Raw genomic sequence first — 22,325 nt, forward strand, 5'->3', positions numbered from 1 at the left:
AAGCTGCTAGAATCGCGCGCATTTTTGGACATGAGCGGCATTTGCCTGGTGCCGCTGAGCCTGCCGAACCGGGGGCATCATTGCAACGCCACCCGAAACGCCTGAGGAGATAATAGAAATGACCTTCGTCGTCACCGACAACTGCATCAAGTGCAAGTACACCGATTGCGTAGAAGTCTGTCCGGTGGACTGTTTCTACGAAGGCCCGAACTTCCTAGTCATTCACCCGGACGAGTGCATCGATTGCGCGCTCTGCGAGCCGGAATGCCCCGCCCAAGCGATCTTCTCCGAAGACGAGGTGCCGGAAGACCAGCAGGAATACATCGAGCTGAACGCTGATCTGGCTGAAGTTTGGCCGAACATCACTGAGAAGAAGGACTCGCTGCCTGACGCCGAAGAATGGGACGGCGTAAAGGACAAGCTGCAGTATCTGGAGCGCTGAGCCGCTACCGATAACAAAGAAAAAGGGATGCTTCTGCATCCCTTTTTCGTTCAATCCTGGCAGTCAACTCAACCGGAAAGTAGCGGGCCTCGGCAGGTCGGCTAGATAACGTTCGGCTCTATTTCCAGCTGCACACCGAAACGCTCGCCAATATCCCTCTGAATGCGCCGAGCAAGCTCCAGAATCTGCCGTCCGGTGGCCTCACCGTAGTTGACGAGAACCAGTGCCTGCAGTTTATGCACGCCAGCATCACCTTCCCGATAACCTTTCCAGCCGGCCCTTTCGATCAGCCAACCAGCCGCAAGCTTGACCTGCCCATCCCCCTGCACAAACGCCACCAGCTCCGGAAAGCGTTCGCGCAAGGTGTCAGCTGCCGCCTGAGACACCAAAGGGTTCTTAAAGAAGCTGCCGGCGTTGCCCAGGACGCTCGGATCGGGCAGTTTCTCGCTGCGAATCGAACATATTGCACGGCTTACATCCGCCGGCGTCGGGGCCTCTATAGCATGCTGTTGCAGCCAATGACGAAGCGGTCCGTATTCGAGCTTTAGATTCGGTGTCCGCTGCAACGCGAAGCGCACCCGCAGAATGATATAGCGCTCGGACTGGCGCTTGAACACGCTGTCGCGATAACCGAATTCGCACGCCTGCAGACCGAACTCAACGAGCTCTCCGGTTTCCCGATCCAATGCCGTCAGCCCCGCGAAGACATCCTTGATCTCGACGCCGTACGCTCCGACATTCTGAATGGGCGCGGCGCCGACGGTGCCTGGTATCAGACTGAGATTTTCCAGCCCGCACAGGCCGAGCGCCAGACTGTGCAGCACGAAGGGATGCCAGGGTTCTCCCGCCTCCACCTCGATCACCGCCCGCTCCCCGTCATCCTCGACAATCCGAATGCCTCTGCTGGCCATACGCAGCACTAGTGCATCCACATCCCCGGTCAGCACCAAGTTGCTGCCGCCGCCGAGCATCCACGGTCGAACGCCGAGACGCCTAGCCTCTGCGAGCGCTTCGATGACCTCTTGATCGTCATGCGCTTCGGCAAAGCGCGTCGCGCGCGCCTCGACGGCGAAGGTATTGAATGGTTTAAGCGAGCGACTCTGTTCGATGAGAAGACTCACAAACGCCCCCGGATTTCGTCGAGCAGCGCCGCGGATGCCCTCTCCACCAACTCAAGCACCCGCTCGAAGCCCTCGTCGCCACCAAAATACGGATCGGGCACTATGTCCTCGCCCAGCTTGTAGCGGCGCAGGAACAGGTCGAGTTCACTGCGAGAATCAGCGGGCCGCAGCGCCTGTAATCGCTCCAGGTTGTCATGATCCATCGCCAGAACCAGATCGAAGCGCCGGAAGTCGTCCTCTACCACCTGCCGCGCTCTCAACGCACTGAGGTCGTAGCCTCGCTTGGCGGCAGCCAGGCAAGACCGCTGATCCGGCCCATTTCCAACGTGCCAGTCACCGGTTCCGGCCGAATCGATGCTGATTCGATCATCCAACTGGGCATCCTGAACACACTTACGAAACACGGCCTCGGCAGTGGGCGAACGGCAGATATTCCCCATGCAAACGAACAGAACCTTCACGCTCAGGCTCCGAGCAACTTACGGACGCGCTCGAGATCCTCGGCGGTGTCGACCCCTGCCGGAGGCGCCTCGACCGCATCGGCCACGTGAATACGCTGGCCGTGCCAGAGGGCACGCAGCTGCTCAAGACACTCGGTGTTCTCCAGCCAGCAAGGGCCCCAGGCTACGAAGTCAGCCAGGAACCCGGCTCGGTAGGCATAGATACCGATATGTCGGCGATATGGAACGCCGGACGGCAAAGCATTCCGGTCCTGTGCAAATTCGTCCCGCGCCCAAGGCAGTGGTGCACGGCTGAACGTCAGCGCCAAACCATTGATATCGCTGAGCACTTTGACCACGTTCGGATTGAACAACGCCTGCGAATCGCTGATCGGCTCGGCAAGGGTAGCGATTGCCGCCTCGGAGTGCGCGGCCAGGTTGAATGCGACCTGATCGATCACCGAAGGGGGAATCAACGGCTCGTCGCCCTGCACATTGACCACTATTGCATCTGTCGCGAGACCCAGCTTTTCCGCCACTTCGGCAAGGCGATCCGTCCCCGAGTTGTGCTCGACTCGGGTCAGCACGGCGTCCGCACCAAAGCCTTCGCAGGCCTCCAGAATGCGCTGGTCATCGGTCGCCACCACCACCCGTTGCGCACCACTCTTGCACGCCTGTTCCCAGACGTGGCGGATCATCGGTTTGCCTGCGATATCTTGTAGCGGTTTGCCAGGCAAGCGGCTGGACGCGTAACGCGCCGGGATCACAACGGTATAGGAGCTACTCATTTGTCCAGACGCTCATCCACTTCGAGGGTGCGGGCTTCACTCTCCAACATCACCGGGATCCCGTCTCGCACGGGAAAGGCCATGCCGTCAGCCTTGCAGATCAGTTCGGACTTGTCGTCGGCCAGCTTCAGCGGACCCTTGCAGAGGGGGCAGGCGAGAATATCGAGCAGTTTGGTATCCATGCGCAGTCCTTGGATCGACCGCACCAGGCAAGTCGAGCGGCTTAGGGGTGTTCCGGCAGCAGTCGGTCCAGCTGGGCATCGAACCAGGTCACGAATGCCGCCGAAGGCGCGGCCTGTACCTGCAGATAGCACCAACCCGGCAACGCGAATGCCCGGCATTTGACCGCATCCTTCTCCGTCATCACTAAGGGGAGCTCGGGGCTGAAACTCAACTGCTCCAGGCTATAGCGAGCGTGATCGGCAAAGGGGTGCGGAATCGGTCGCCAGTGTAGCGCCTCGAGCGTGGTGAAGAAACGCTGCGGATTACCGATTCCGGCGACCGCATGCAGCTGCTGACCCGGCGGGAAATGATCGAGCGGCCAGCTCTGTCCGCTGACCAACTCGACCAAACGTGATGGCTGCAGGGCGAAGGCGAAACCGGAGGGGTCGTCGGCGAGCGCTCCATTGAAAAGCACCGCATCGACCGACTCCAGCCGCTCCACTGGCTCACGCAATGGGCCGGCCGGCAGGCAGCGACGGTTGCCGAGCCCGCGGGCGGCATCGATAAGCACCAGCTCAAGATCACGTGCAAGCCGGTAGTGCTGTAAACCATCGTCGGAAAGAATCAGATCGAGCGATTCGCTCTTGAGTAGCTCGCGAACCGCACGGGCGCGATCCGGATCGATCATCACCGGTACGCCCGTCCGTTGCGCGATCAGTAACGGCTCGTCGCCCGCCTCGGCCGCTGTCTGCTCGGGCATTACCCGCCACGGATGGGCCGGTGGCGTGGCGCCGTAACCCCGACTGACCACGCCGACCTTAAGGCCGCGCTGGCAACAATGCTCGATGAGCCAGAGAATCAGAGGCGTCTTGCCGGTTCCGCCAACGGTGATATTGCCCACCACCACCACGGGCACCGGGGCCCGATAACGGTCGGTCGAACCACTGAGAAACTTCTGTCGCTTGGTAACGACCACCCGCCGGTAAACCGCCTCCAATGGGGCGAGCAGGGCCAGAGCCGGGTGCCCTTCATACCAGGCTCGCTGTAGACGTTCGGCAAAGGACATCAGGGTTCCGGCTGGGCCTCGACGGTAGTGATGCGCAGCTGTGCAAAGCCCAATTTGCCCGCCGCATCCATGGCGGTGATGACCGCCTGATGTGGCGTCTTACCGTCGGCGCTGATCACCATCGGCAGATTGGTGTCGCCCTCTGATTCCTTGCTGAGTGCTGCCATGAGCGTGCTCAGATCATGCTTGATCAAGGTCTTGCCATTGAGGGTGAATTTGCCTTCGACATCGATGACCACTTCCAGCCGCTTTGTCTCTGCTTGCTGTGGTGGCGTACCGCTGGCCGCTTCAGGCAGATCGACCTGGAGCTGGGTTTCACGGGTGAAGGTTGTCGTCACCACGAAGAACAGCAGCAGGATAAACACTACATCGATCAGCGGTGCCAGGCCGATATCGACGTTTTCCCGCGCCTTGCGTCGAAACTTCACGCCTTGCCCTCACCCAGATCGACGTCACGGTCACCCTGTACGACCTCGACCAGCTTGATCGCTTCCTGCTCCATGCCGACCACCAGTTCTTCGACGCGGCGTAGCAGGAAACGATGGAAAAACAATGCCGGGATGCCGACCATCAAACCTGCTGCAGTAGTGATCAACGCTTTGGAGATACCGGCTGCGAGCAACGGTGCGTTGGCCATGCCGGAGCCCATGAAGGCGCTGAAAATCTCGATCATCCCAAGCACCGTACCCAGCAGCCCGAGCAGCGGCGCGATCCCGGCGATGGTGCCCAGTGCATTGAGGTAACGCTCGAGATCATGGACGACACGCGCCGCAGCCTCCTCGATGCACTCTTTCATGATCTCCCGGCCATGTTTGGAGTTGGCCAGACCTGCTGCCAAAATCTCGCCTAGCGGCGAATCGGCGCGCAACTCCTTGAGCTTCTGATTACTGAGCTTCTTGTCCTTGATCCATTTCCATACCTGGCCGAGCAGATGCGGCGGGGTCACGCGAGCAGGCCGTAGCGTCCACAGCCTTTCGGCGACGATACCAGCGGCAGCGATGGAACAGAAAATGATTGGCAGCATTATCCAGCCGCCCGCTTTAACCAGCTCCCACACGAGATGAATCCCCCTCGAAAAAGTGGCGCCACTCTAGCATAGGGTCAATGGGCAGCCGACGGCCTCGGTTCTCATTTTTCCCGCCAGAATCGCCGTTCGGCGCGCAATCCCTGCGCGGATTCGAAACGCCCGAGAAGGATTCGTATGGCACCCTGCTCGGCGGTGTCGTAAAGCTGCGTATTGGATGCTTGCAGACGCTGCACGACGTCCGGATGCGGATGACCGAAAGCATTATGAAAGCTGCGCGAGACCAGCGCCCCTTCAGCACCCGCCGCCTCGATGAACGCCGCAGAAGACGAGCTGCGACTACCATGGTGCGGCACCAGCAGCCATCGCACCTCGAGTGGCATATCGCTCGCTATCAGCGCCTGTTCCGCTGTCGCATCGATGTCCCCGGTGAGTAACAGCCGCTCGCCAGCCGCTTCGACCAACAGTACGCAAGAAGATTGGTTGCTATTTTTGCTTTCTGACCATTGCCAAAGCGTGAAACTGACCTGATCCCACTCCCAACGATCTCCTGGACGGCACCACTCGGCGCCCAACGTAGCAGGTAGTCGCTCCGGTTCGCCGCTGAGTACCCGTGCTGCCGGTAGCAATCGCTGAATTGCCTCGGCGCCTCCCGAATGATCACTATCAGCATGGCTGAGGATCAGCAGATCGAGATCGGCCAGCCCCAACGCCCTTAGCGAAGGAAACACAACACGCTCGCCGATATCGAAGTCCCCGTAGCGCGGCCCCGCGTCATATAGCAAGGCATGCTCACGCGTACGCACCAGCACCGCCAGCCCCTGACCGACATCGAACACCCACACTTCCGCCTGCCCTACAGCGGGTGTGTTCGCCGGTGGAAACAGCAAGGGCACGAAGAGCGCCCACCCTAGCGCCCGGAACGGCACTCCGGACGGCAACAAGATCAATAGCATGCCCAGCGCAACCAGCAACCAACTCCACAGCGGCAAGGACGTTGACAGCCATGCCGGTTGCCAGCCAGCGAGCCATTGCAGCGCATCGAACAGAAACGCCAGCAGCCCACCAGCCAGCCATAGCAGCAGCTCACCGACATCCGGTAGCCACAACAGCGAGGTGCCTAATAATGACAAGGGTACGATCAGCGTACTGACCAGCGGCACGGCAAACAGATTGGCGATCGGGCCGCTCAGGCTTACCGGCAAGCCCAACGCAAGCAATACTGGTAACAAGCCGAACGCCATACCCCACTGAGCGCGACCCAACGCCCTCCACCAGATCCAGCTACCGAGTCGACCACGAAAGATCAGAACGAGTAATGCCACCGCCAGGAACGACAGCCAGAACCCCGGTTGCAGGCTTACCAGCGGATCTAGCAGCAGGACACCATTGAGCGCGATCAACAGGGGCAGCCATACGCCGAGATGTCGAAAGCGCAAGCGCCACAGAAGCACCAGCGCGACCATCATGCAAGCGCGCTGCACCGGCACTTCGAAGCCCGCCAGCCAGCCGTATCCAAGCGCACCTACCAAAGCGAAGCCACACGCCCACGGCAGCCAGGCGACCCTTGGTGGCCAGATACCCCAGCGCGCCATCAGCGCGACCAGGCCATAAAGCAGGCCGGCCAGCATCCCTACATGCTGTCCCGAGATCACCATTAGGTGCACGGTTCCGGTGTCTTGAAGGATCCGCCAGTCGGACGTAGACAAACCACTGTCGTCGCCAACCACCAGCGCTGCGATTGCGCCCGAGCGTCCCTGCGCATCGACTGCTAACAAGCGTTGGCGCAGCCGATCACGCCACGACTGATTTCCTTGCGCGACCGACACGCGCTCGCCGGCCTTGATCGTGCCGCTGGCGCCAATCCGCCGCGCCAGCAGCCAGGCCTCGTAATCGAACGAGTTCGGATTGACCAGACCACGTGGTCGTTTCAGCTTGGCTGCAAGCCGCCAGCGTTCTCCGGCCTGCAATACCGGCCCGCCGTACCAAGCCAATCGCACCCGCGATGGTAGACCGGCATGACGCGACGAAATATCCACCAGTTCGAACCGCACCACGCCATCACTGATGTCCGGCAGTCCGGTCACGCGTCCTTCCATCCAGAAGGTGCGTCCGTCGAGTTCTACCGGCAAGCGATCATCCAGCGCCCAATGAGCACTCAAGCAGGCCCAGCCAAATCCAAAGCAGAAAAAAGCGCCCGGCCAAAAGCGCGACGGTAGCAGCGCCAAACCGGACATGCAGATGAGGGGCAGCGCCCACATTGGTGGTAACTGCGGTAGAAAGCGCAGCAGTAGGAGGCCTGCCGCCAGCGCCAGCATCGCTGTACGCATTACATCTCCCGGATTCCCTTCCGAAAACAATAAACGCGACCCGAATAATCGGGTGGTCTACTACGAAGCTCGACATCCTGTCGGCCGGGGCAGTGTATACCTAATGTCACAAACTCTAGCAGTGCCGGGTCTCGTTTCAGGCATAATCGCCGTGCTTACGCCTGCCAGAGAAACGCCATGCCGCGTCGCTTTTTCAAACGCTACATGCCGCACCCGGATCGCATAAAAGAGGACAAGTCCCTGCGCTTTCTTGGCGCGCTGATTCACGATCCCAACCTGCTGCACCTCAACCGGCATTCCGTTTCCAGGGCGATGGCTATCGGCCTGTTCTGGGCCATGATTCCCATGCCTATGCAGATGCTCGTCGCCGCAGTTTGCGCAGTGCCCGCCAGAGCCAACCTGCCAATTGCCATAGGCCTGGTATGGCTGACCAATCCTCTGACCATGCCGCCGATTTTCTATTGCAACTACAAGATTGGTGCCTGGCTTATGGATACTCCGGCCTCGCCAATGCCGGTGGAACTGAGCCTCGCCTGGGTGCGCCAGATGCTCAATAGCCATTGGCAACCGCTTTATCTAGGCTCCTTCGTCGCCGCCATAGTGCTATCGGTATTGGGCTACGTTGCCACCCAGGCATATTGGCGCTGGTGGGTTGGCCGCAGCTGGCGCAAACGCCAGCAGAATCGCCGCTGACTCCCCCACCCTTTTTCACGGCTGGCAACCGTTGAATGCCTGAGCATGGCGAGCCAAGGCGCAACGACATTGAATTGGTTACAGCCACAGACTGGCTCGACGGCTGAGCCCAACGCTCAACGGATCAATACCCTTTTACCTTCGTAATGATTGACCGGCCCGCAACCAAGGCCGGTTCGATACCGCATGACCAACGAGCAGCACTACTCGTAGCGCAGTGCTTCGGCGGGCTGTGTCTGTGCAGCGCGCCAGGCGGGATAGAGCGTTGCAAGAAAGCTCAGCACAAGTGCCGCAAGCGTCACCAAGGCGACGTCTTCGAGCCGCAATTCGGACGGCAACGTGCTGATGAAATACACATCGGAGCTGAAGATATGCTGCCCCGATATCTTTTCTAGCCAGGCCACTAGAGCGCTGACGTTCAACGCGCCAAGGACTCCGAGAACAGTACCTATCAGCGTACCGGTCAGGCCGATGATGCTGCCCTGCACCATGAAGATCGCCATGATCTGACGGGGCGTTGCGCCCAGGGTACGCAGAATCGCGATGTCGGCACGCTTATCGGCGACTACCATGATCAAGGTCGCGATGATATTGAACGCGGCAACCGCCACGATCAGCAGAAGCAGCAGGCCGATCATAGTTTTTTCCATCTTCATCGCACTGAACAGACTGCCCTGGGTCAGCGACCAATCCTCGCCGCGATAGTCGCCGCCGAGCGCGTCGATGATCTCGGACGTCGTTTCAGGCGCGCGGTATAGATCCGCCAGCCTGACCCTCACGCCTTCGACCTGATCAGGCTGCCAACGGAGCATCCGCGCCGCATCGGCCCGATGGATCATGGCCAGACTGCCGTCCAGTTCGGCACCGACCTTGAATACTCCTACGACATTCAGACGCTGCATGCGCGGCGTGACACCGCCGGGCGTATCGCTGAGCTCCGGCACGATCAGCGTGAGCTTGTCGCCCAGTTTCAGGCCGAATCGACGCGCGGTCATCAATCCGAGAATGACCCCGGACTCGCCCGGCTTGAGGTCGTCGAGCCTGCCAGCCATCATTTTCGAGCCGAGGATCGAGACCTCCCCTTCCATCTGCGGATCGATACCCTTGATCTCGATAGGCTGCATGGCCCCTTTGAAGGAAAGCATGCCTTCGAGCTGTGTAATCGGCGCAGCGCCGAGCACTTCAGGATGCGCCATAACCTGGTCAGCCAACGCTCGCCAATCATCCACCGGCTGTCCGTCGCCTGCGATGACTGCATGCGGGACCATTCCGAGAATGCGATTGCTCATCTCGCGCTGAAAACCGTTCATGACCGACAGCACCATGATCATCGCCAGCACACCCAGCGAGAGGCCGATCATGGACGTCAAGGAGATAAACGAGATGAAGTGGTTACGACGCTTGGCCCGCGTATAACGACTGCCAATGAAGATGCTGAGCGGCCTGAACATTAATCAGCCACCAGCCGACCGTCTTCCAGACGCAGTATGTGATCCATCTGCCCTGCCAGTTGCGGGTCGTGGGTCACGACAAGAAAGGCTGTGCGCAACGAGCTGCTCAGCTCCAGCATCAGGTCCTGAATACCCTGCGCAGTATGGTGATCAAGGTTGCCAGTGGGCTCGTCGAGTAGCACCAATGCCGGGCGATTGGCCAAGGCGCGAGCGATCGCCACACGCTGGCGTTCGCCTCCCGACAGCTCCGAAGGCTTGTGCGCCAACCGGTGGCCAAGCCCAACCCGCTGCAACAGTTCGGTGGACCGTGTGCGCGCTTCAGGTATCGGCACCCTGCCGATCAGCAGCGGCATGCACACGTTCTCCAGCGCGGTGAACTCCGGCAACAGATGATGGAACTGATAGACGAAGCCCAGCGCGCGGTTACGCAGCAACCCGCGGTCCTTTTCGCTCAACGCCGAGAGTTCTTCGCCGGCCAGCCAGACGCTGCCTTCGCTGGGCGTGTCGAGGCCTCCGAGCAGGTTCAGCAAGGTGCTCTTGCCCGAGCCGGAACTACCGACAATGGCAACCCGTTCACCCGGAAAAAGCTCCAGCTGCAATCCGGACAGCACGCTGACCGACTCCGGACCTTCCTCGTAGCGCTTGCCCAGGTTGCGGCAACTCAGTACCGCGCGGTCGTTCGAAGACCTTTCGTTCATAACCAGCTCACTCATAACGTAACGCCTCGGCCGGTTGGGTACGGGCCGCTCGCCACGCCGGGTACAGGGTGGCGAAAAAGCTCAGGACGAGCGCCGCGACACAGACCTGCACCACGTCGGCAGCCATCAGCCGAGACGGCAGGTAATCGATGAAATACACCTCGGCACTGAGAAACTTGTGCCCGATCAATCGCTCCAGCGCTGCGATCCAACTGCTGACATTGAGCGCGGCGAAGATACCGAGCAAGGCACCCACTAAGGTACCGACAACGCCGATTACCGTTCCTTGAACCATGAAGATCGCCATGATCTGACGGGGCGTCGCGCCGAGCGTACGCAGGATGGCGATGTCGCCACGCTTGTCCGTCACGACCATGACCAGCGTGGAAATGATATTGAAGGCGGCTACCGCGACGATGAGCAACAACAAGAGGCCGATCATGGCCTTCTCCATGCGTATCGCCTGATAGAGATTGCCGTGCGTGCGGGTCCAATCGCGGGAATAGAAGTCGTCGCCCAATTGGCCGGCGAGCTCCCAGGCGATACGCGGAGCCTGAAACAGATCGGCGAAACGCAGGCGCAGCCCCTGAACCTGATCCGGTTTCCAGCGATGCAATCGCGCGAGATCGGAAATGTTGGCCATCGCCACGTAGCCATCGATCTCACCCGCGCCGACATGAAAGATGCCGCTAACGGTAAAGCGCTTCATACGTGGGAAAACACCGGCCGGAGTGACCGACACTTCCGGCGCAACGAAGGTGACCTTATCGCCGACGCCGACTCCAAGCTTGGCCGCAGCCCTGTCACCGATGACGATGCCGAACTCGCCTGGCTGCAAACTATCCAGCGACCCTTGGCGGAAGAACTGACCGATGATGGATACATCCGGCTCGAGTGCCGGGTCCACCGCATTGATGAGAATCTTGGTGACCTGGCCACGATTGGTCAGCAGACCCTGCATCTGGATGAACGGCGCTACCGCCTCGACTTGCGGATGCTGCTCGAGTCGCTGACCCAGCGTTTGCCAGTCGTCGATCGGCGTCGCGCTTTCGACCGTGGCGTGCGGAACCATACCCAGCACACGGGTGCGCATCTCGTGGTCGAAACCATTCATCACCGACAGCACGACGATCATGACCAGCACACCCAGCGCGAGCCCGATCATGGAGGTGAAGGATATGAAGGAGACGAAGAGGCTGCGACGTCTGGCGCGTGTGTAACGCGCCCCGATATATACGGACAGCGGTCTGAACATAAATCGATGGGTTCGCTTTCGCTGGCGGAAATAACAAGCTGAATGACGTTGCCAGGCGGCCTGATACACTCAAACCATCACTGCAGCCCAGGGAACGACATGCCCATAGAAGATACTGAAGATCGCCGCGAATACTACCGTATCGAGGACGTGATCGCACTGGAAATCCTGCCACTGGAACACCCAGCAACAGTCAAGAACAGCGGCACAAGCCAGCTGTTCGACCTGCTTGGCGAGCTGCACCAACTCGACTTCGAAGCGCAACATCTCCTACGTCAGATAGCCGAGGGCAACCGCACGCTGGCCAACTATCTGAAGGTACAGAACAAACGCATCGACCTGATCGGTCAGGCGTTGGCGCAAGACTTGGTGAAAAATCTCGCCCCAGCGCGCACGGTCGTGCTGTCGGAAGGCGGCATCAGCTTCGTAAACGATCAGCCTCTCGAAGAGGGTTCGGCCTGGATGCTCAAGCTGGTGCTGATGCCGCAGGGCCTGGGTATGTTGCTCACCGCACGCATCGCCAGCTGCCAGGCACTCGACGAGAATCGGTTTGCAATCGGTACGTCCTTCGAAGCGCTGACTGATGCACAACGGCAACTGCTCGCTCGACATATCCTTCAGAAACAGGCGACTGAACGACGCCTGGCCCGTGAGAGCCTGCAAGGAACCTGAAATGCCTCGGTTAGTGATCCCTTTCCTGACAATCGCACTCTGCATCCCGGCACATGCCGACATCATCCGTATTCCCGTTGGCCAGCAGGGCTCTGCCGAGCTGGCCATGCCCATTCGGGGCGACTCCAAGAATCTGGTACTGGACCGCTTCGGTCTCGCCGATGAGGAACACCCTGCCGTGGGCCAGCCGCCCATCACGCGCTGGGATTACCGTGAATTTTCCGTCTACTTCGAAGGCAACCGGGTCATCAACAGCGTCCAGCATCATCAACGCATCACGCCGCTACAGCGAGGCATACAACCGTGACTCTGATCTACGGACATCGTGGCGCTAAGGGCGAAGCCCCGGAAAATACCCTGGTCAGCTTCCAGCAGTGCCTCGAACATGGCGTGCGTCGCTGCGAACTGGATCTGCATCTGTCCAAAGACGGCGAACTGATGGTCATCCATGACCCGACGCTCAAGCGCACCACCGGGCAGCGCGGCAAGGTCGTGGAGCACGACGCCGAAGAACTGACTCGTTACGATGCACGTCAGGGTGGGCCTGGCTGGAAACAGCCCTGCCCTATTCCGCGCCTGTCGGAGCTGTTCGAGAAATGCGCGTTCGACCACTGGCAGCTGGAAGTCAAAAGCGCCTCCAGAGTCCGTGCCGCACGCTCGGTGCTGGCGATCCGTGAGCTGGCCGAACGTCACGGCCTGCTTGATCGAATCACGGTCACGTCCGGATCGCGGGAAGTGTTGCGGGCGCTGAAGCGACTGACGCCGGAAATCTCTTGCGGTCTGGTGGCCGAATACGCCTGGCTCGACCCGTTGAAAGTGGCCAAGCAATACGACTGCGATCTGCTGGCATTGAAATGGACGCTATGCACGCCCGAGCGGATCGCGAAAGCTCGCCAGCAAGGCCTGCACGTATCGGTCTGGACAGTGAACGAACCGGCGCTGATGCGCCGGCTCGCCGATTTCGGCGTGGACAGCCTGATTACAGACTTTCCCGGTTTGGCGGTTGAAACACTGGCCAAGCGATAAGCTGAAGCTGGTGTGCTTGGTGCAGGAACCTGTCAAACGCTCTTCCTGCTTTTACTTCAAGCTCCACCTTCAGCTTCGAGCTGCTTTACCTGATCAAAAACTCTCCCGATTTGGCCAGCGCCAGTTCCGGGTATCTTCTCCGACCGGCTCAGGCCACCGATCGGAGCCGCTCAAAAAAGCCGGTTTAGCCCGTCGAATGCAGCGACGCGATAGGCTTCGGCCATGGTCGGGTAGTTGAACGTGGTGTTGATGAAGTACTTGATCGTATTCGCCTCACCTGGCTGATTCATGATCGCCTGACCGATATGGACGATTTCCGAAGCCTGATAGCCAAAGCAATGCACGCCAAGCACCGCCAGCGTCTCGCGATGGAAGAGTATTTTCAGCATGCCGACCGGTTCGGCTGATATCTGCGCCCGCGCCATTCCTTTGAAGAACGCTTTGCCCACTTCGTAGGGGACCTTCGCCTCGGTGAGTTCACGCTCGTTCTTGCCGATCGAACTGATCTCCGGAATGGTGTAGATACCGGTCGGCACATCATCAACGAAACGCCAGCTGTCGTTCTCGACGATACTGCCAGCGGCCGAACGCCCCTGGTCATACGCAGCACTGGCCAGCGAGGGCCAACCGATCACGTCTCCAGCCGCGTAGATGTTGCCCACGTCGGTACGGTAATGCTCGTCTACTTTTATCTGCCCGCGGCTGTTGACCTTCAGACCGATGTTTTCCAACGCAAGCTTGTCAGTGTTACCGGTCCGCCCATTGCACCAGAGGAAGGCATCGGCCTTGATCTTCTTGCCTGACTTAAGGTGCAGGATGACGCCGTTGTCGACACCCTCAACGCGCTCATATTCCTCGTTATGGCGGATCAGCACGTTGTTGTTGCGTAGGTGATAGCTGAGCGCATCGGAGATTTCATCGTCGAGGAAGCTCAGCAACTGATCGCGGTTGTCGATCAGGTCGACCAGCACACCCAGTCCACTGAAAATCGACGCATACTCGGAACCGATCACCCCGGCGCCATAAATGATCAGCCGGCGCGGTGTATGGCTCAGGGTCAGAATGGTGTCGCTGTCGTAGACGCGCGGGTGCGAGAAGTCTACGTCGGAGGGACGATAAGGGCGCGAACCGGTGGCGATGATGAACTGGCCGGCCACCAGCTTTTCCACCATGCCGTTGGCACTGACGACCTCCACCGTCTGCTCATCAGCGAAACTTGCGGTGCCGAAGAAGATGTCGATGCGGTTACGTGCGTAATAGCCGGTGCGCGAGGTCACCTGTTTGGCGATTACGCTCTCGGCACTCTTCAGTACATCGGGGAACGAAAACCAGCGCGGCTCGCCAATCTGGCGAAACAACGGATTGGTGTTGTATTGCATGATCTGCCGCACCGAATGGCGCAGCGCTTTGGAAGGAATGGTACCCAGATGGGTAGAGTTGCCACCGACGTGCGGTCTGCTATCGATTACGGCTACCTTGCGCCCCGCTTTGACCGCGTTCATCGCCGCGCCTTCGCCGGCTGGCCCCGAGCCCAATACCACTACATCGTAATTGTAGACAGCCATATTCCCCCCCCTGAACACGCAGCAGGAACCCTGCTGCTTTAACGAATTGGTCGACCAGCAAGATCGCTTGCGCATCGGTGCCCTGAGTCATGCGCCGAGAGTCCGTGCGGCATCGACGCGAAACTCAGCACCTTGGAGATCGATGGCCGAAGCCGGAAGTTCGATCAATGCCCACTGTCAGCGTCTGGTCGCGTCGTATGCGAGATCTGCTTTTGTACCCTGGCTCGTCTCCTTGTTGACCTCCTCGCATTTCTCGCGGCTTCCGCCGCAGATCGAGCACTCCTTCTCGATGCCAAGGTTGGCGATACCGCCACAGGAACCAGCAATGGGCTTACGCCCCATGATCACACCGATGGACATGCCGAACACGACCAACAACATGACGAGAAAAACAATTAACCAAGTCATTGCTCTACTCCCGCACCGAACAGTTCATCGAACGCCTCGGTGCTTCTGCTTACGAATTTCTGCCCTTCGCGAATGACAAAGAGCGCTGCGATTTTATGCTCTGCCGCATACGCTAACCCCCGCTCGGGACCCAGCACCATGAGCACAGTAGACAAGCCATCAGCCCGCAATGTTGAAGGATCGACAACCGTTACGGCTGCCAGGTGATGATCGATAGGGACACCCGTCTGCGGATCGAGCGTGTGGGAATAACGTTTGCCGTCACGCTCGAAATAGTTGCGATAGTCGCCGGAGGTGGAAACGGCATAGCCATCCAGTTCGATGATCCGTTGAGCAACGCGCTCAGCATCATGCGGCGCTTCGATAGCGATGCGCCAAGGCGCGCCGTCCGGTTTGTGGCCTCGAGCCTTGAGCTCACCAGTGATTTCTACCAGATAGCTGCTAACGCCAGATGCCTCGAGCGTTTCCGCCACCTGATCTACCGCGTAGCCTGCGGCGATGCTGTTGAAATCGACCTGAACGGCCCTGACTTTGCAAAGTTGCTCGCCTTCGACCCGCAGATGCTGCTGGCCGACATCCTGCCGAACCCTGGCGATCTCTTCCGCCGACGGAACCCGCTCGCCTCGTCCCTGCGGACCAAAGCCCCAGAGGTTGAGCAGCGGCTCGATGGTGAGATCCAGAGCACCGTCGCTTTCTTCCGAAAGCCGCTGTCCTGCCACGACCAACTCGCGCACACCGCTCGGCATGGTCATGCATTCACCGGCAGGCAAGGCATTGAAAACTTCGATATCCGAATCAGAGCGATAGGTCGACATTTGCTTGTCAATCTCCGCCAGTATCGACTCGGTGTCACGCTGTAGTTGTGCCTTGTTGGCGGCCTGGTCGCCCGCCACGTACTTCACCGAATAGGTGCTGCCCATGGTTGGGCCGCCGAAGCTTTCCACTTTGTCCTGAAAAAGACAGCCCGTCAGGGCTGCCGCTAAGGTGGCAACGATGACGGGCTGCAATAACGCGTGGTTCATGCTAGCCGCCGAAGTCGTCGAGCAGGATATTCTCCGGTTCCACGCCCATGTCGGTGAGCATTTTGATGACCGAGGCATTCATCATCGGTGGGCCGCACATGTAGAACTCGCAATCTTCCGGCGCCGGATGGTCCTTCAGATAGTTCTCGTACAGCACGTTGTGAATGAAGCCGGTCGGACCTTCCCAGTTGTCTTCAGGCTGCGGGTCGGACAGCGCCAGGTGCCACTCGAAGTTTTCATTCTCGGCCTGTAGCTGATCGTACTCTTCGACATAGAAGGCTTCACGCATGGAGCGTGCGCCATACCAGAAGGTCATCTTGCGCTTGGACTTCAAACGCTTGAGCTGATCGAAGATGTGCGAACGCATCGGTGCCATACCGGCGCCGCCGCCGATGAAGACCATTTCGGCATCGGTATCCTTGGCGAAAAACTCACCGAAGGGCCCGTAAACCGTGACCTTGTCACCCGGCTTGAGATTGAATACCCACGACGACATCTGCCCCGGTGGCAAGTGATCCTTACCCGGAGGCGGCGAAGCGATGCGGATATTGAATTTCACAAGGCCGACTTCTTCGGGATAGTTGGCCATGGAATAAGCGCGAATCACCGTTTCCTCAACCTTGGAAACGTATTTCCACTGGTTGAACTTGTCCCAGTCGCCGCGATACTCCTCCTGAATATCGAAATCCTTGTAGGCCACCGTGTGCGGTGGGCACTCCAGTTGCACGTAACCGCCGGCACGGAAGTCAACGTTCTCGCCTTCGGGCAGCTTAAGGGTCAGCTCCTTGATGAAGGTGGCCACGTTGGGGTTGGACTCCACCGTGCATTCCCACTTCTTCACACCGAAGACTTCTTCCGGCACCTCGATCTTCATGTCTGCCTTGACCGGAGTCTGGCAGGACAGACGCCAGCCCTCCCCCGCCTCGCGACGGGTGAAGTGCGACTCTTCGGTGGGCAGCATCTCGCCACCACCGCTCTCGACGATGCACTTGCACTGCGCGCAGGTGCCGCCACCACCACAGGCGGACGAGAGGAAGATATTGTTGGAGGCGAGCGTCTGCAGCAACTTGCCACCGGCAGGTACCGTGATGGTGCGTTCGCCGTTGATCTCGATGTTGACGTCGCCGCTGGAAACCAGCTTGGCGCGCGCCGCCAGGATGATCACCACTAGCGCAAGCACGATGGCGGTGAACATGCCGATGGCGAGGAAAATTTCGTAACTCATCTGTTCATCCCGTCCTTACAGCTGTACGCCAGAGAATGACATGAAGCCCAGCGACATCAGGCCGATGGTGATGAAGGTGATGCCCAGACCCTGCAGGCCATCCGGTACATCGCTGTATTTCAGCTTCTCGCGGATGCCCGCCAGCAAAGCGATGGCCAGTGCCCAGGACAAGCCCGAACCAACGCCATAGACAGTACTTTCCGCCAGGTTGTAATCACGCTCGACCATGAACAAGGTGCCGCCCATGATGGCGCAGTTCACGGTGATCAGTGGCAAGAACACACCCAGCGCGTTGTAGAGGCTGGGCACGTACTTATCGAGGGTCATCTCGAGAATCTGAACGATGGCCGCGATCACGCCGATATAGCTGAGCAGCCCGAGAAAACTCAGGTCCACTTCAGGCAAACCGGCCCACGACAGCGCACCCGCCTTGAGCAGATAGGTGTAGATCAGGTTGTTGGCCGGCACGGTGATGGTTTGGACCACGATAACCGCAATACCCAAGCCAATCGCCGTTTCCACCTTCTTCGAGATCGCGATGAAGGTACACATGCCGAGGAAGAACGCCAGGGCCATGTTCTCGATGAACACGGCACGGACGAACAGGCTGATGTAATGCTCCATTAGTAAGCCTCCTTGTTCGAGACTTGCGGCGCCATCTTGAAGGACGGTTTCTCGACTTGCTCCCTCTTCCAGGCACGGATGCCCCAAATGAACAGACCGATCAGGAAGAACGCCGAAGGAGGAAGCAGCATCATGCCGTTGGGTAGGTACCAGCCACCGTCGTTGACCACAGGGAAGATGGTATAGCCCATCAACTTGCCCGCACCGAACAGCTCGCGAATGATGCCAAGCGCGATCAGCATGGCGCTGTAGCCCAGACCGTTACCCAATCCGTCGAAGAACGACAGCATCGGCGGGTTCTGCATGGCGAACGCCTCGGCACGTCCCATCACGATGCAGTTGGTGATGATCAGACCGACAAAGACCGACAACTGCTTTGATAGCGAGAAGGCATAAGCCTTGAGCACCTGGTCAACCAGGATCACCAGCGAGGCGATAATCACCATTTGCACGATCATGCGGATCGAGCTCGGGATCTGGCTTCGGATCATCGAGATGAACAGGTTGGAGAACGCAACCACAAGCGTCAGCGCGACAGACATCACTAACGCAGTATTGAGGTTGGAAGTAACCGCCAGCGCCGAGCAGATCCCGAGAATCTGCAGGCCGATGGGGTTGTTGTTGAAAATCGGATCGAACAGGACTTGCTTGATTGTAGGTTGCGACATGCTCATGCCTCCCCTGCGCGCAGATTAGCGATAAAGGTGCCGAAGCCATTCTCGCCTAGCCAGAAGTGCAGCAGATTGTTTACACCGTTGCTGGTCAGCGTTGCACCTGCCAGGCCGTCGACTTGGTGATTCGCCTTCGGGCTCTGCGGATCCACGCTGCCCTTGACGATTTGCACAGCAAGGTTGCCGTTGTCATCGAACAGCTCCTTGCCGGGCCACTGGCCGCGCCATATCGGATTATCGACCTCACCACCCAGGCCGGGAGTTTCGCCATGCTGATAGAAACCAAAGCCGGCAATGGTGTCGAGATCGCCTTCGACGGCCATAAAGCCGTAGAGAGTTGACCACAGGCCGTAGCCACGAACAGGCAGGATCAGCGTATCGATCTCGCCTGCACTCTCCCCTTCAACGATATAAACGGTGCTGTAACGCTCGCGGCGCTTGATCGAGGCGATGTCCTCGTCGCTCGGTAGCGCTTCGGACAAAGCTGGATCCTTGGCAGCAACCAGCGGATCGAAAGTCGTGGCATCGAATTCATCGCTGAACTTGCCAGTTTCCAGATCGACCAGGCGGGCAACGATACGCTCGTTGAACAGCTGCTTGACCTGGTTGCCGGACATTCCAGCCTCACCCAGGCCCGCGATGGCCAGAATGCTGCGCTGCTTGTCCAGCAAACGATTTTCCAGCTGCGTCGGGCGCAGCGCCACAGCGGCGCCCGCAACGAAAATGGAGCACACCAGGCAGACCAACAGGGCTACCGTCAGCGTACGAACGGTTGATTCTTTCTGACTAGACATTACGTGCCAGCCTCCGCTTGATATTGGCCTGAATGACAAAATGGTCAATCAGCGGTGCACACAGGTTGGCGAACAGAATCGCCAGCATCATGCCTTCCGGGAAGGCAGGGTTGACCACGCGGATCAGCACGACCATCACACCAATAAGGATGCCGAACACCCACTTTCCGGTATTGGTCATGGAGGCCGAAACCGGATCGGTCGCCATGAAGATCAGACCGAAGGCGAAGCCACCCACCACCATATGCCAGTACCAAGGTATGCCGAACAGCGGATTGGTGTCGGAACCGATCAGGTTGAACAGGTAGCTCAGCGCAATCATGCCGATCATCACGCCGGAAACGATGCGCCAAGAGGCAATCTTGGTCAGCAACAGCACCGCGCCGCCGATGAAGATGGCCAACGTGCTGGTTTCTCCGATCGAGCCATGCACGGTGCCGATGAATGCATCCATCCAAGTGATGCCGTTGCCGATGACATTCTCGATACCGCCGACGAAGCCGAGGCTGAGTGCGGTCGCGCCAGAGAAGCCATCCACGGATGTCCACACCGCGTCACCGGACATCTGCGCCGGATAGGCGAAGAATAAGAAAGCACGAGCGGTCAGAGCCGGGTTAAGGAAGTTCTTGCCGGTGCCGCCGAAGATTTCCTTGCCGATCACTACGCCGAAGCTGATGCCCAGCGCCACCTGCCACAGCGGGATGCTCGGCGGCAGAATCAATGCGAACAGCACCGAAGTGACGAAGAAGCCTTCGTTGACCTCATGTTTACGAATGGATGCGAACAGCACTTCCCAGAAACCGCCGACGATGAAGGTCACCGCGTAGATCGGCAGGAAGTAGGCCGCCCCCTGGATGAAGTTATCCCACAGACTTGTCGGATCGAAGCCGGCCAGAGCGCCGATCAGCGCGAAGCGCCAGCCTTCCTGCGCAGCCAGCAGATCGGGACTCTGCGCGAAGATCAGGTTGGCCTGATAGCCCACGTTCCACATGCCGAAGAACATCGCCGGGAAGGTGCACATCCAGACGGTAATCATCATCCGCTTGAGGTCGATGCCGTCACGCACGTGCGCAGTGGTCTTGGTGACGCTGCCCGGACGATAGAGGAAGGTATCGGCGGCTTCGTACAGTGCGTACCACTTCTCGTACTTGCCGCCCTTTTCAAAATGATGCTCGATCTTGTCGAGGAATGCGCGAATGCCCATGCCTTACCCCTCCTTCTCGATGCGGGTCAGATTGTCCCGCAGGATCGGGCCGTATTCGTATTTGCCGGCGCAGACATAGCTGCACAGCGCCAGATCCTCTTCGTCGAGTTCCAGGCAGCCAAGCTTCTGCGCCACCTCGGTGTCGCCTACGATCAGCGAGCGCAACAATTGAGTCGGCAGGATATCGAGCGGCATCACTTCCTCGTAGTTGCCAACCGGCACCATCGCGCGCGGGCTGCCGTTGGTGGAAGTAGAGAACGCGAATTTCTTACCGGCGTTGAGCTTGGAGATGAAGATATTGAGCACCGAATGCTTGGTCCGCCCCAGGCGCATGTAATGCAGCATCTCGCGCTCCTTGCCCTCGCGCAGGCAGGAAACCTGCTGATGGTAGCGACCGAGATAGGCGAAGGCGCCATGGGCGGTACGACCCCCGAGCAGCGAGCCGGAAACGACGCGATTGGCTCCCGGCTGCAGTTCGCCCGCAGTCAGTTCATCCAGGTTGGCGCCCAGACGCGTGCGCACCAGGCGCGGTTGTTCAACTACAGGGCCGGCAAGCGATACCACCCGCTCGACTGACAGGCGACCGCTCGTAAATAGCGCACCTATGGCGATGACATCTTGATAGCCAATAGTCCAGACACTTTTACTGGCGCTGACGGGATCAAGGAAGTGGATATGCGTACCAGCGAGACCCGCAGGATGCGGACCGGCAAAACTCTCGGTCTTGACCTTAGCGAGCTGTTCGCCTGGCAGCGAGGCGCCATCGGCCTTGCAAAGAAACAGTTTGCCTAGATTGCCGAGAACCTTGAGGCCAGCTTCGAAATCAGCCGCACGTTCAGCAATTATGATCGATGGATCGGCTGCCAACGGATGGGTGTCGATTGCCGTGACGAAAATGGAATTGGGCACGGCATCGATCGCCGGCACCTTACTGTATGGACGCGTGCGCAGGGCAGCCCAGAGGCCCGACTGCTGGAGATTCTCACGAACCTGCGCATCGCTCAGCCCTTCGAGTTCGGCCGCGCCGTACTGGCTGAACGTCACTTCGTCCGTTCCGTCCAAGTCGATGACCACCGACTGCAGGACGCGCTTCTCACCACGATGAACTGCACTGACAACGCCGGCGCCAGGCGCCGTGAAGACGACTCCAGGTGTCTTCTTGTCCGAGAACAGGACCTGCCCCAACTTGACCCGATCACCCACCTGAACGTCCATGGTCGGCTTCATGCCCGGGTAGTCAAATCCCAAAACCGCGACGCTTCGCACGGGCCTTGCAGCCTCGATACGCTGCGCCGGCGCACCTGCAATGGGCAAATCAAGCCCACGTTTTATATTGATCATCGGTTCGCTAACCACTGATTGAAGGCTTTTTTACGAGCCTGCGACCTAGCTCAAAGTCGAATTGCACGACACGCACTGATGATTTATCAGCGCGACGCCATGCCGCAGGTCCCAAGTAGAAATCCGCCCGATTATAGAGGTCGCGGACCTAGACTGGCCACCCAAGAGCTTTCAATTTTTTGACTGCGGACAAGCGCGCCTTGTAACCAACTATTGACGCGGGCCGCTACATGGCTTGATACGGCGGGAATCTGTTTACGATAAAAATGAAAAACGGGAGCCGAAGCTCCCGTTTATTATTTG

General features: G+C 59.1%; 25 protein-coding genes. 5 read left to right on the forward strand and 20 right to left on the reverse strand.

Annotation, left to right across the window (positions count from 1 at the left end):
- Positions 1-118 precede the first annotated feature (118 nt).
- Positions 119-442: a ferredoxin FdxA gene (gene fdxA, locus NA645_RS05380; RefSeq protein ID WP_014851990.1), complete on the forward strand. Its 324-nt coding sequence runs from the start codon at positions 119-121 to the stop codon at positions 440-442.
- Between the two features lie 101 nt (positions 443-543).
- On the opposite strand, the gene murB is transcribed toward fdxA, so the two are convergent.
- The 8 genes from murB to NA645_RS05420 all read right to left on the reverse strand — a co-directional run bounded on the left by murB (position 544) and on the right by NA645_RS05420 (position 7,373).
- Positions 544-1,563: a UDP-N-acetylmuramate dehydrogenase gene (gene murB, locus NA645_RS05385; RefSeq protein ID WP_256047887.1), complete on the reverse strand. Its 1,020-nt coding sequence runs from the start codon at positions 1,561-1,563 to the stop codon at positions 544-546.
- A complete protein-coding gene (locus tag NA645_RS05390; RefSeq protein ID WP_256047888.1) occupies positions 1,560-2,024 on the reverse strand; it encodes a low molecular weight protein-tyrosine-phosphatase in 465 nt (154 codons plus the stop codon). Before NA645_RS05390 ends, murB begins: the two co-directional genes overlap by 4 nt.
- Positions 2,025-2,026: 2 nt before the next feature.
- Positions 2,027-2,791, reverse strand: a complete 765-nt coding sequence (gene kdsB, locus NA645_RS05395) for a 3-deoxy-manno-octulosonate cytidylyltransferase (protein ID WP_256047889.1) — start codon at positions 2,789-2,791, stop codon at positions 2,027-2,029.
- Complete coding sequence (locus NA645_RS05400) at positions 2,788-2,973, reverse strand: Trm112 family protein (protein ID WP_131648208.1); 186 nt, start codon at positions 2,971-2,973, stop codon at positions 2,788-2,790. The genes kdsB and NA645_RS05400 overlap by 4 nt, the downstream gene beginning before the upstream one ends.
- A gap of 41 nt (positions 2,974-3,014) precedes the next feature.
- Positions 3,015-4,019 carry a tetraacyldisaccharide 4'-kinase gene (gene lpxK, locus NA645_RS05405; protein WP_256047890.1) on the reverse strand — a complete coding sequence of 335 codons (1,005 nt, stop codon included), beginning with the start codon at positions 4,017-4,019 and terminating at the stop codon, positions 3,015-3,017.
- Positions 4,019-4,447 carry an ExbD/TolR family protein gene (locus NA645_RS05410; protein WP_256047891.1) on the reverse strand — a complete coding sequence of 143 codons (429 nt, stop codon included), beginning with the start codon at positions 4,445-4,447 and terminating at the stop codon, positions 4,019-4,021. The genes lpxK and NA645_RS05410 overlap by 1 nt, the downstream gene beginning before the upstream one ends.
- Positions 4,444-5,076: a MotA/TolQ/ExbB proton channel family protein gene (locus tag NA645_RS05415; protein ID WP_131648205.1), complete on the reverse strand. Its 633-nt coding sequence runs from the start codon at positions 5,074-5,076 to the stop codon at positions 4,444-4,446. Before NA645_RS05415 ends, NA645_RS05410 begins: the two co-directional genes overlap by 4 nt.
- A gap of 71 nt (positions 5,077-5,147) precedes the next feature.
- Positions 5,148-7,373 (reverse strand): DNA internalization-related competence protein ComEC/Rec2, encoded by a 2,226-nt coding sequence (locus NA645_RS05420; RefSeq protein WP_256047892.1) that lies wholly within the window; start codon positions 7,371-7,373, stop codon positions 5,148-5,150.
- 177 nt (positions 7,374-7,550) lie between these two features.
- Here NA645_RS05420 and NA645_RS05425 point away from each other — a divergent pair, with 177 nt between their 5' ends.
- Positions 7,551-8,066, forward strand: coding sequence for a DUF2062 domain-containing protein (locus NA645_RS05425; protein ID WP_256047893.1), 516 nt, complete (start codon positions 7,551-7,553; stop codon positions 8,064-8,066).
- Positions 8,067-8,269: 203 nt separating this feature from the next.
- On the opposite strand, the gene NA645_RS05430 is transcribed toward NA645_RS05425, so the two are convergent.
- The 3 genes from NA645_RS05430 to NA645_RS05440 are packed head-to-tail and all read right to left on the reverse strand — an operon-like array spanning position 8,270 to position 11,470.
- Positions 8,270-9,517 carry a lipoprotein-releasing ABC transporter permease subunit gene (locus tag NA645_RS05430; protein ID WP_256047894.1) on the reverse strand — a complete coding sequence of 416 codons (1,248 nt, stop codon included), beginning with the start codon at positions 9,515-9,517 and terminating at the stop codon, positions 8,270-8,272.
- Complete coding sequence (gene lolD / locus NA645_RS05435) at positions 9,517-10,215, reverse strand: lipoprotein-releasing ABC transporter ATP-binding protein LolD (protein WP_256048089.1); 699 nt, start codon at positions 10,213-10,215, stop codon at positions 9,517-9,519. The genes NA645_RS05430 and lolD overlap by 1 nt, the downstream gene beginning before the upstream one ends.
- A gap of 7 nt (positions 10,216-10,222) precedes the next feature.
- Entirely contained in the window at positions 10,223-11,470 is a 1,248-nt protein-coding gene (locus NA645_RS05440; RefSeq protein ID WP_256047895.1) for a lipoprotein-releasing ABC transporter permease subunit, read from the reverse strand.
- A gap of 99 nt (positions 11,471-11,569) precedes the next feature.
- On the opposite strand from NA645_RS05440, the gene NA645_RS05445 reads away from it, so the two are divergent.
- From NA645_RS05445 to NA645_RS05455, 3 genes are read left to right on the forward strand one after another with little or no spacing between them, the layout of a single operon-like run.
- Positions 11,570-12,142, forward strand: a complete 573-nt coding sequence (locus NA645_RS05445) for a PilZ domain-containing protein (RefSeq protein WP_256047896.1) — start codon at positions 11,570-11,572, stop codon at positions 12,140-12,142.
- A 1-nt stretch (position 12,143) separates the two neighbouring features.
- Positions 12,144-12,449, forward strand: coding sequence for a phosphodiesterase (locus tag NA645_RS05450; protein ID WP_256047897.1), 306 nt, complete (start codon positions 12,144-12,146; stop codon positions 12,447-12,449).
- Entirely contained in the window at positions 12,446-13,168 is a 723-nt protein-coding gene (locus NA645_RS05455) for a glycerophosphodiester phosphodiesterase (RefSeq protein ID WP_256047898.1), read from the forward strand. The genes NA645_RS05450 and NA645_RS05455 overlap by 4 nt, the downstream gene beginning before the upstream one ends.
- A 170-nt stretch (positions 13,169-13,338) precedes the next feature.
- On the opposite strand, the gene sthA is transcribed toward NA645_RS05455, so the two are convergent.
- The 9 genes from sthA to NA645_RS05500 all read right to left on the reverse strand — a co-directional run bounded on the left by sthA (position 13,339) and on the right by NA645_RS05500 (position 22,022).
- Positions 13,339-14,733, reverse strand: coding sequence for a Si-specific NAD(P)(+) transhydrogenase (sthA, locus tag NA645_RS05460; RefSeq protein WP_131648198.1), 1,395 nt, complete (start codon positions 14,731-14,733; stop codon positions 13,339-13,341).
- A gap of 177 nt (positions 14,734-14,910) precedes the next feature.
- Entirely contained in the window at positions 14,911-15,141 is a 231-nt protein-coding gene (gene nqrM / locus NA645_RS05465; RefSeq protein WP_256047899.1) for a (Na+)-NQR maturation NqrM, read from the reverse strand.
- Positions 15,138-16,163, reverse strand: a complete 1,026-nt coding sequence (locus NA645_RS05470; RefSeq protein WP_256047900.1) for an FAD:protein FMN transferase — start codon at positions 16,161-16,163, stop codon at positions 15,138-15,140. The genes nqrM and NA645_RS05470 overlap by 4 nt, the downstream gene beginning before the upstream one ends.
- Position 16,164: 1 nt before the next feature.
- Positions 16,165-17,388, reverse strand: coding sequence for an NADH:ubiquinone reductase (Na(+)-transporting) subunit F (gene nqrF / locus NA645_RS05475; RefSeq protein ID WP_256047901.1), 1,224 nt, complete (start codon positions 17,386-17,388; stop codon positions 16,165-16,167).
- A gap of 15 nt (positions 17,389-17,403) precedes the next feature.
- Positions 17,404-18,012 (reverse strand): NADH:ubiquinone reductase (Na(+)-transporting) subunit E, encoded by a 609-nt coding sequence (gene nqrE, locus NA645_RS05480; RefSeq protein WP_122165194.1) that lies wholly within the window; start codon positions 18,010-18,012, stop codon positions 17,404-17,406.
- Entirely contained in the window at positions 18,012-18,686 is a 675-nt protein-coding gene (locus NA645_RS05485; protein ID WP_177493019.1) for an NADH:ubiquinone reductase (Na(+)-transporting) subunit D, read from the reverse strand. The genes nqrE and NA645_RS05485 overlap by 1 nt, the downstream gene beginning before the upstream one ends.
- Positions 18,683-19,477, reverse strand: coding sequence for a Na(+)-translocating NADH-quinone reductase subunit C (locus NA645_RS05490; RefSeq protein ID WP_181102728.1), 795 nt, complete (start codon positions 19,475-19,477; stop codon positions 18,683-18,685). The genes NA645_RS05485 and NA645_RS05490 overlap by 4 nt, the downstream gene beginning before the upstream one ends.
- Positions 19,470-20,681, reverse strand: coding sequence for an NADH:ubiquinone reductase (Na(+)-transporting) subunit B (locus NA645_RS05495; protein WP_256047902.1), 1,212 nt, complete (start codon positions 20,679-20,681; stop codon positions 19,470-19,472). The genes NA645_RS05490 and NA645_RS05495 overlap by 8 nt, the downstream gene beginning before the upstream one ends.
- A gap of 3 nt (positions 20,682-20,684) precedes the next feature.
- On the reverse strand, positions 20,685-22,022 hold the full coding sequence (locus NA645_RS05500; protein WP_256047903.1) for a Na(+)-translocating NADH-quinone reductase subunit A: 1,338 nt from the start codon (positions 22,020-22,022) through the stop codon (positions 20,685-20,687).
- Positions 22,023-22,325 lie beyond the last annotated feature (303 nt).

It is taken from the genome of Stutzerimonas stutzeri (genome assembly GCF_024448955.1).
GTDB classification, from domain to species: domain Bacteria; phylum Pseudomonadota; class Gammaproteobacteria; order Pseudomonadales; family Pseudomonadaceae; genus Stutzerimonas; species Stutzerimonas stutzeri_AQ.

Bases quoted from the DNA above. Each gene is read 5' to 3' on its own strand.
- fdxA (WP_014851990.1), top strand. From the start codon at position 119: ATGACCTTCGTCGTCACCGACAACTGCATCAAGTGCAAGTACACCGAT.
- kdsB (WP_256047889.1), bottom strand. From the start codon at position 2,791: ATGAGTAGCTCCTATACCGTTGTGATCCCGGCGCGTTACGCGTCCAGC.
- NA645_RS05400 (WP_131648208.1), bottom strand. From the start codon at position 2,973: ATGGATACCAAACTGCTCGATATTCTCGCCTGCCCCCTCTGCAAGGGT.
- lpxK (WP_256047890.1), bottom strand. From the start codon at position 4,019: ATGTCCTTTGCCGAACGTCTACAGCGAGCCTGGTATGAAGGGCACCCG.
- NA645_RS05420 (WP_256047892.1), bottom strand. From the start codon at position 7,373: ATGCGTACAGCGATGCTGGCGCTGGCGGCAGGCCTCCTACTGCTGCGC.
- NA645_RS05425 (WP_256047893.1), top strand. From the start codon at position 7,551: ATGCCGCGTCGCTTTTTCAAACGCTACATGCCGCACCCGGATCGCATA.
- NA645_RS05430 (WP_256047894.1), bottom strand. From the start codon at position 9,517: ATGTTCAGGCCGCTCAGCATCTTCATTGGCAGTCGTTATACGCGGGCC.
- lolD (WP_256048089.1), bottom strand. From the start codon at position 10,215: ATGAACGAAAGGTCTTCGAACGACCGCGCGGTACTGAGTTGCCGCAAC.
- NA645_RS05440 (WP_256047895.1), bottom strand. From the start codon at position 11,470: ATGTTCAGACCGCTGTCCGTATATATCGGGGCGCGTTACACACGCGCC.
- NA645_RS05445 (WP_256047896.1), top strand. From the start codon at position 11,570: ATGCCCATAGAAGATACTGAAGATCGCCGCGAATACTACCGTATCGAG.
- NA645_RS05450 (WP_256047897.1), top strand. From the start codon at position 12,144: ATGCCTCGGTTAGTGATCCCTTTCCTGACAATCGCACTCTGCATCCCG.
- sthA (WP_131648198.1), bottom strand. From the start codon at position 14,733: ATGGCTGTCTACAATTACGATGTAGTGGTATTGGGCTCGGGGCCAGCC.
- nqrM (WP_256047899.1), bottom strand. From the start codon at position 15,141: ATGACTTGGTTAATTGTTTTTCTCGTCATGTTGTTGGTCGTGTTCGGC.
- NA645_RS05470 (WP_256047900.1), bottom strand. From the start codon at position 16,163: ATGAACCACGCGTTATTGCAGCCCGTCATCGTTGCCACCTTAGCGGCA.
- nqrF (WP_256047901.1), bottom strand. From the start codon at position 17,388: ATGAGTTACGAAATTTTCCTCGCCATCGGCATGTTCACCGCCATCGTG.
- nqrE (WP_122165194.1), bottom strand. From the start codon at position 18,012: ATGGAGCATTACATCAGCCTGTTCGTCCGTGCCGTGTTCATCGAGAAC.
- NA645_RS05485 (WP_177493019.1), bottom strand. From the start codon at position 18,686: ATGAGCATGTCGCAACCTACAATCAAGCAAGTCCTGTTCGATCCGATT.
- NA645_RS05490 (WP_181102728.1), bottom strand. From the start codon at position 19,477: ATGTCTAGTCAGAAAGAATCAACCGTTCGTACGCTGACGGTAGCCCTG.
- NA645_RS05495 (WP_256047902.1), bottom strand. From the start codon at position 20,681: ATGGGCATTCGCGCATTCCTCGACAAGATCGAGCATCATTTTGAAAAG.
- NA645_RS05500 (WP_256047903.1), bottom strand. From the start codon at position 22,022: ATGATCAATATAAAACGTGGGCTTGATTTGCCCATTGCAGGTGCGCCG.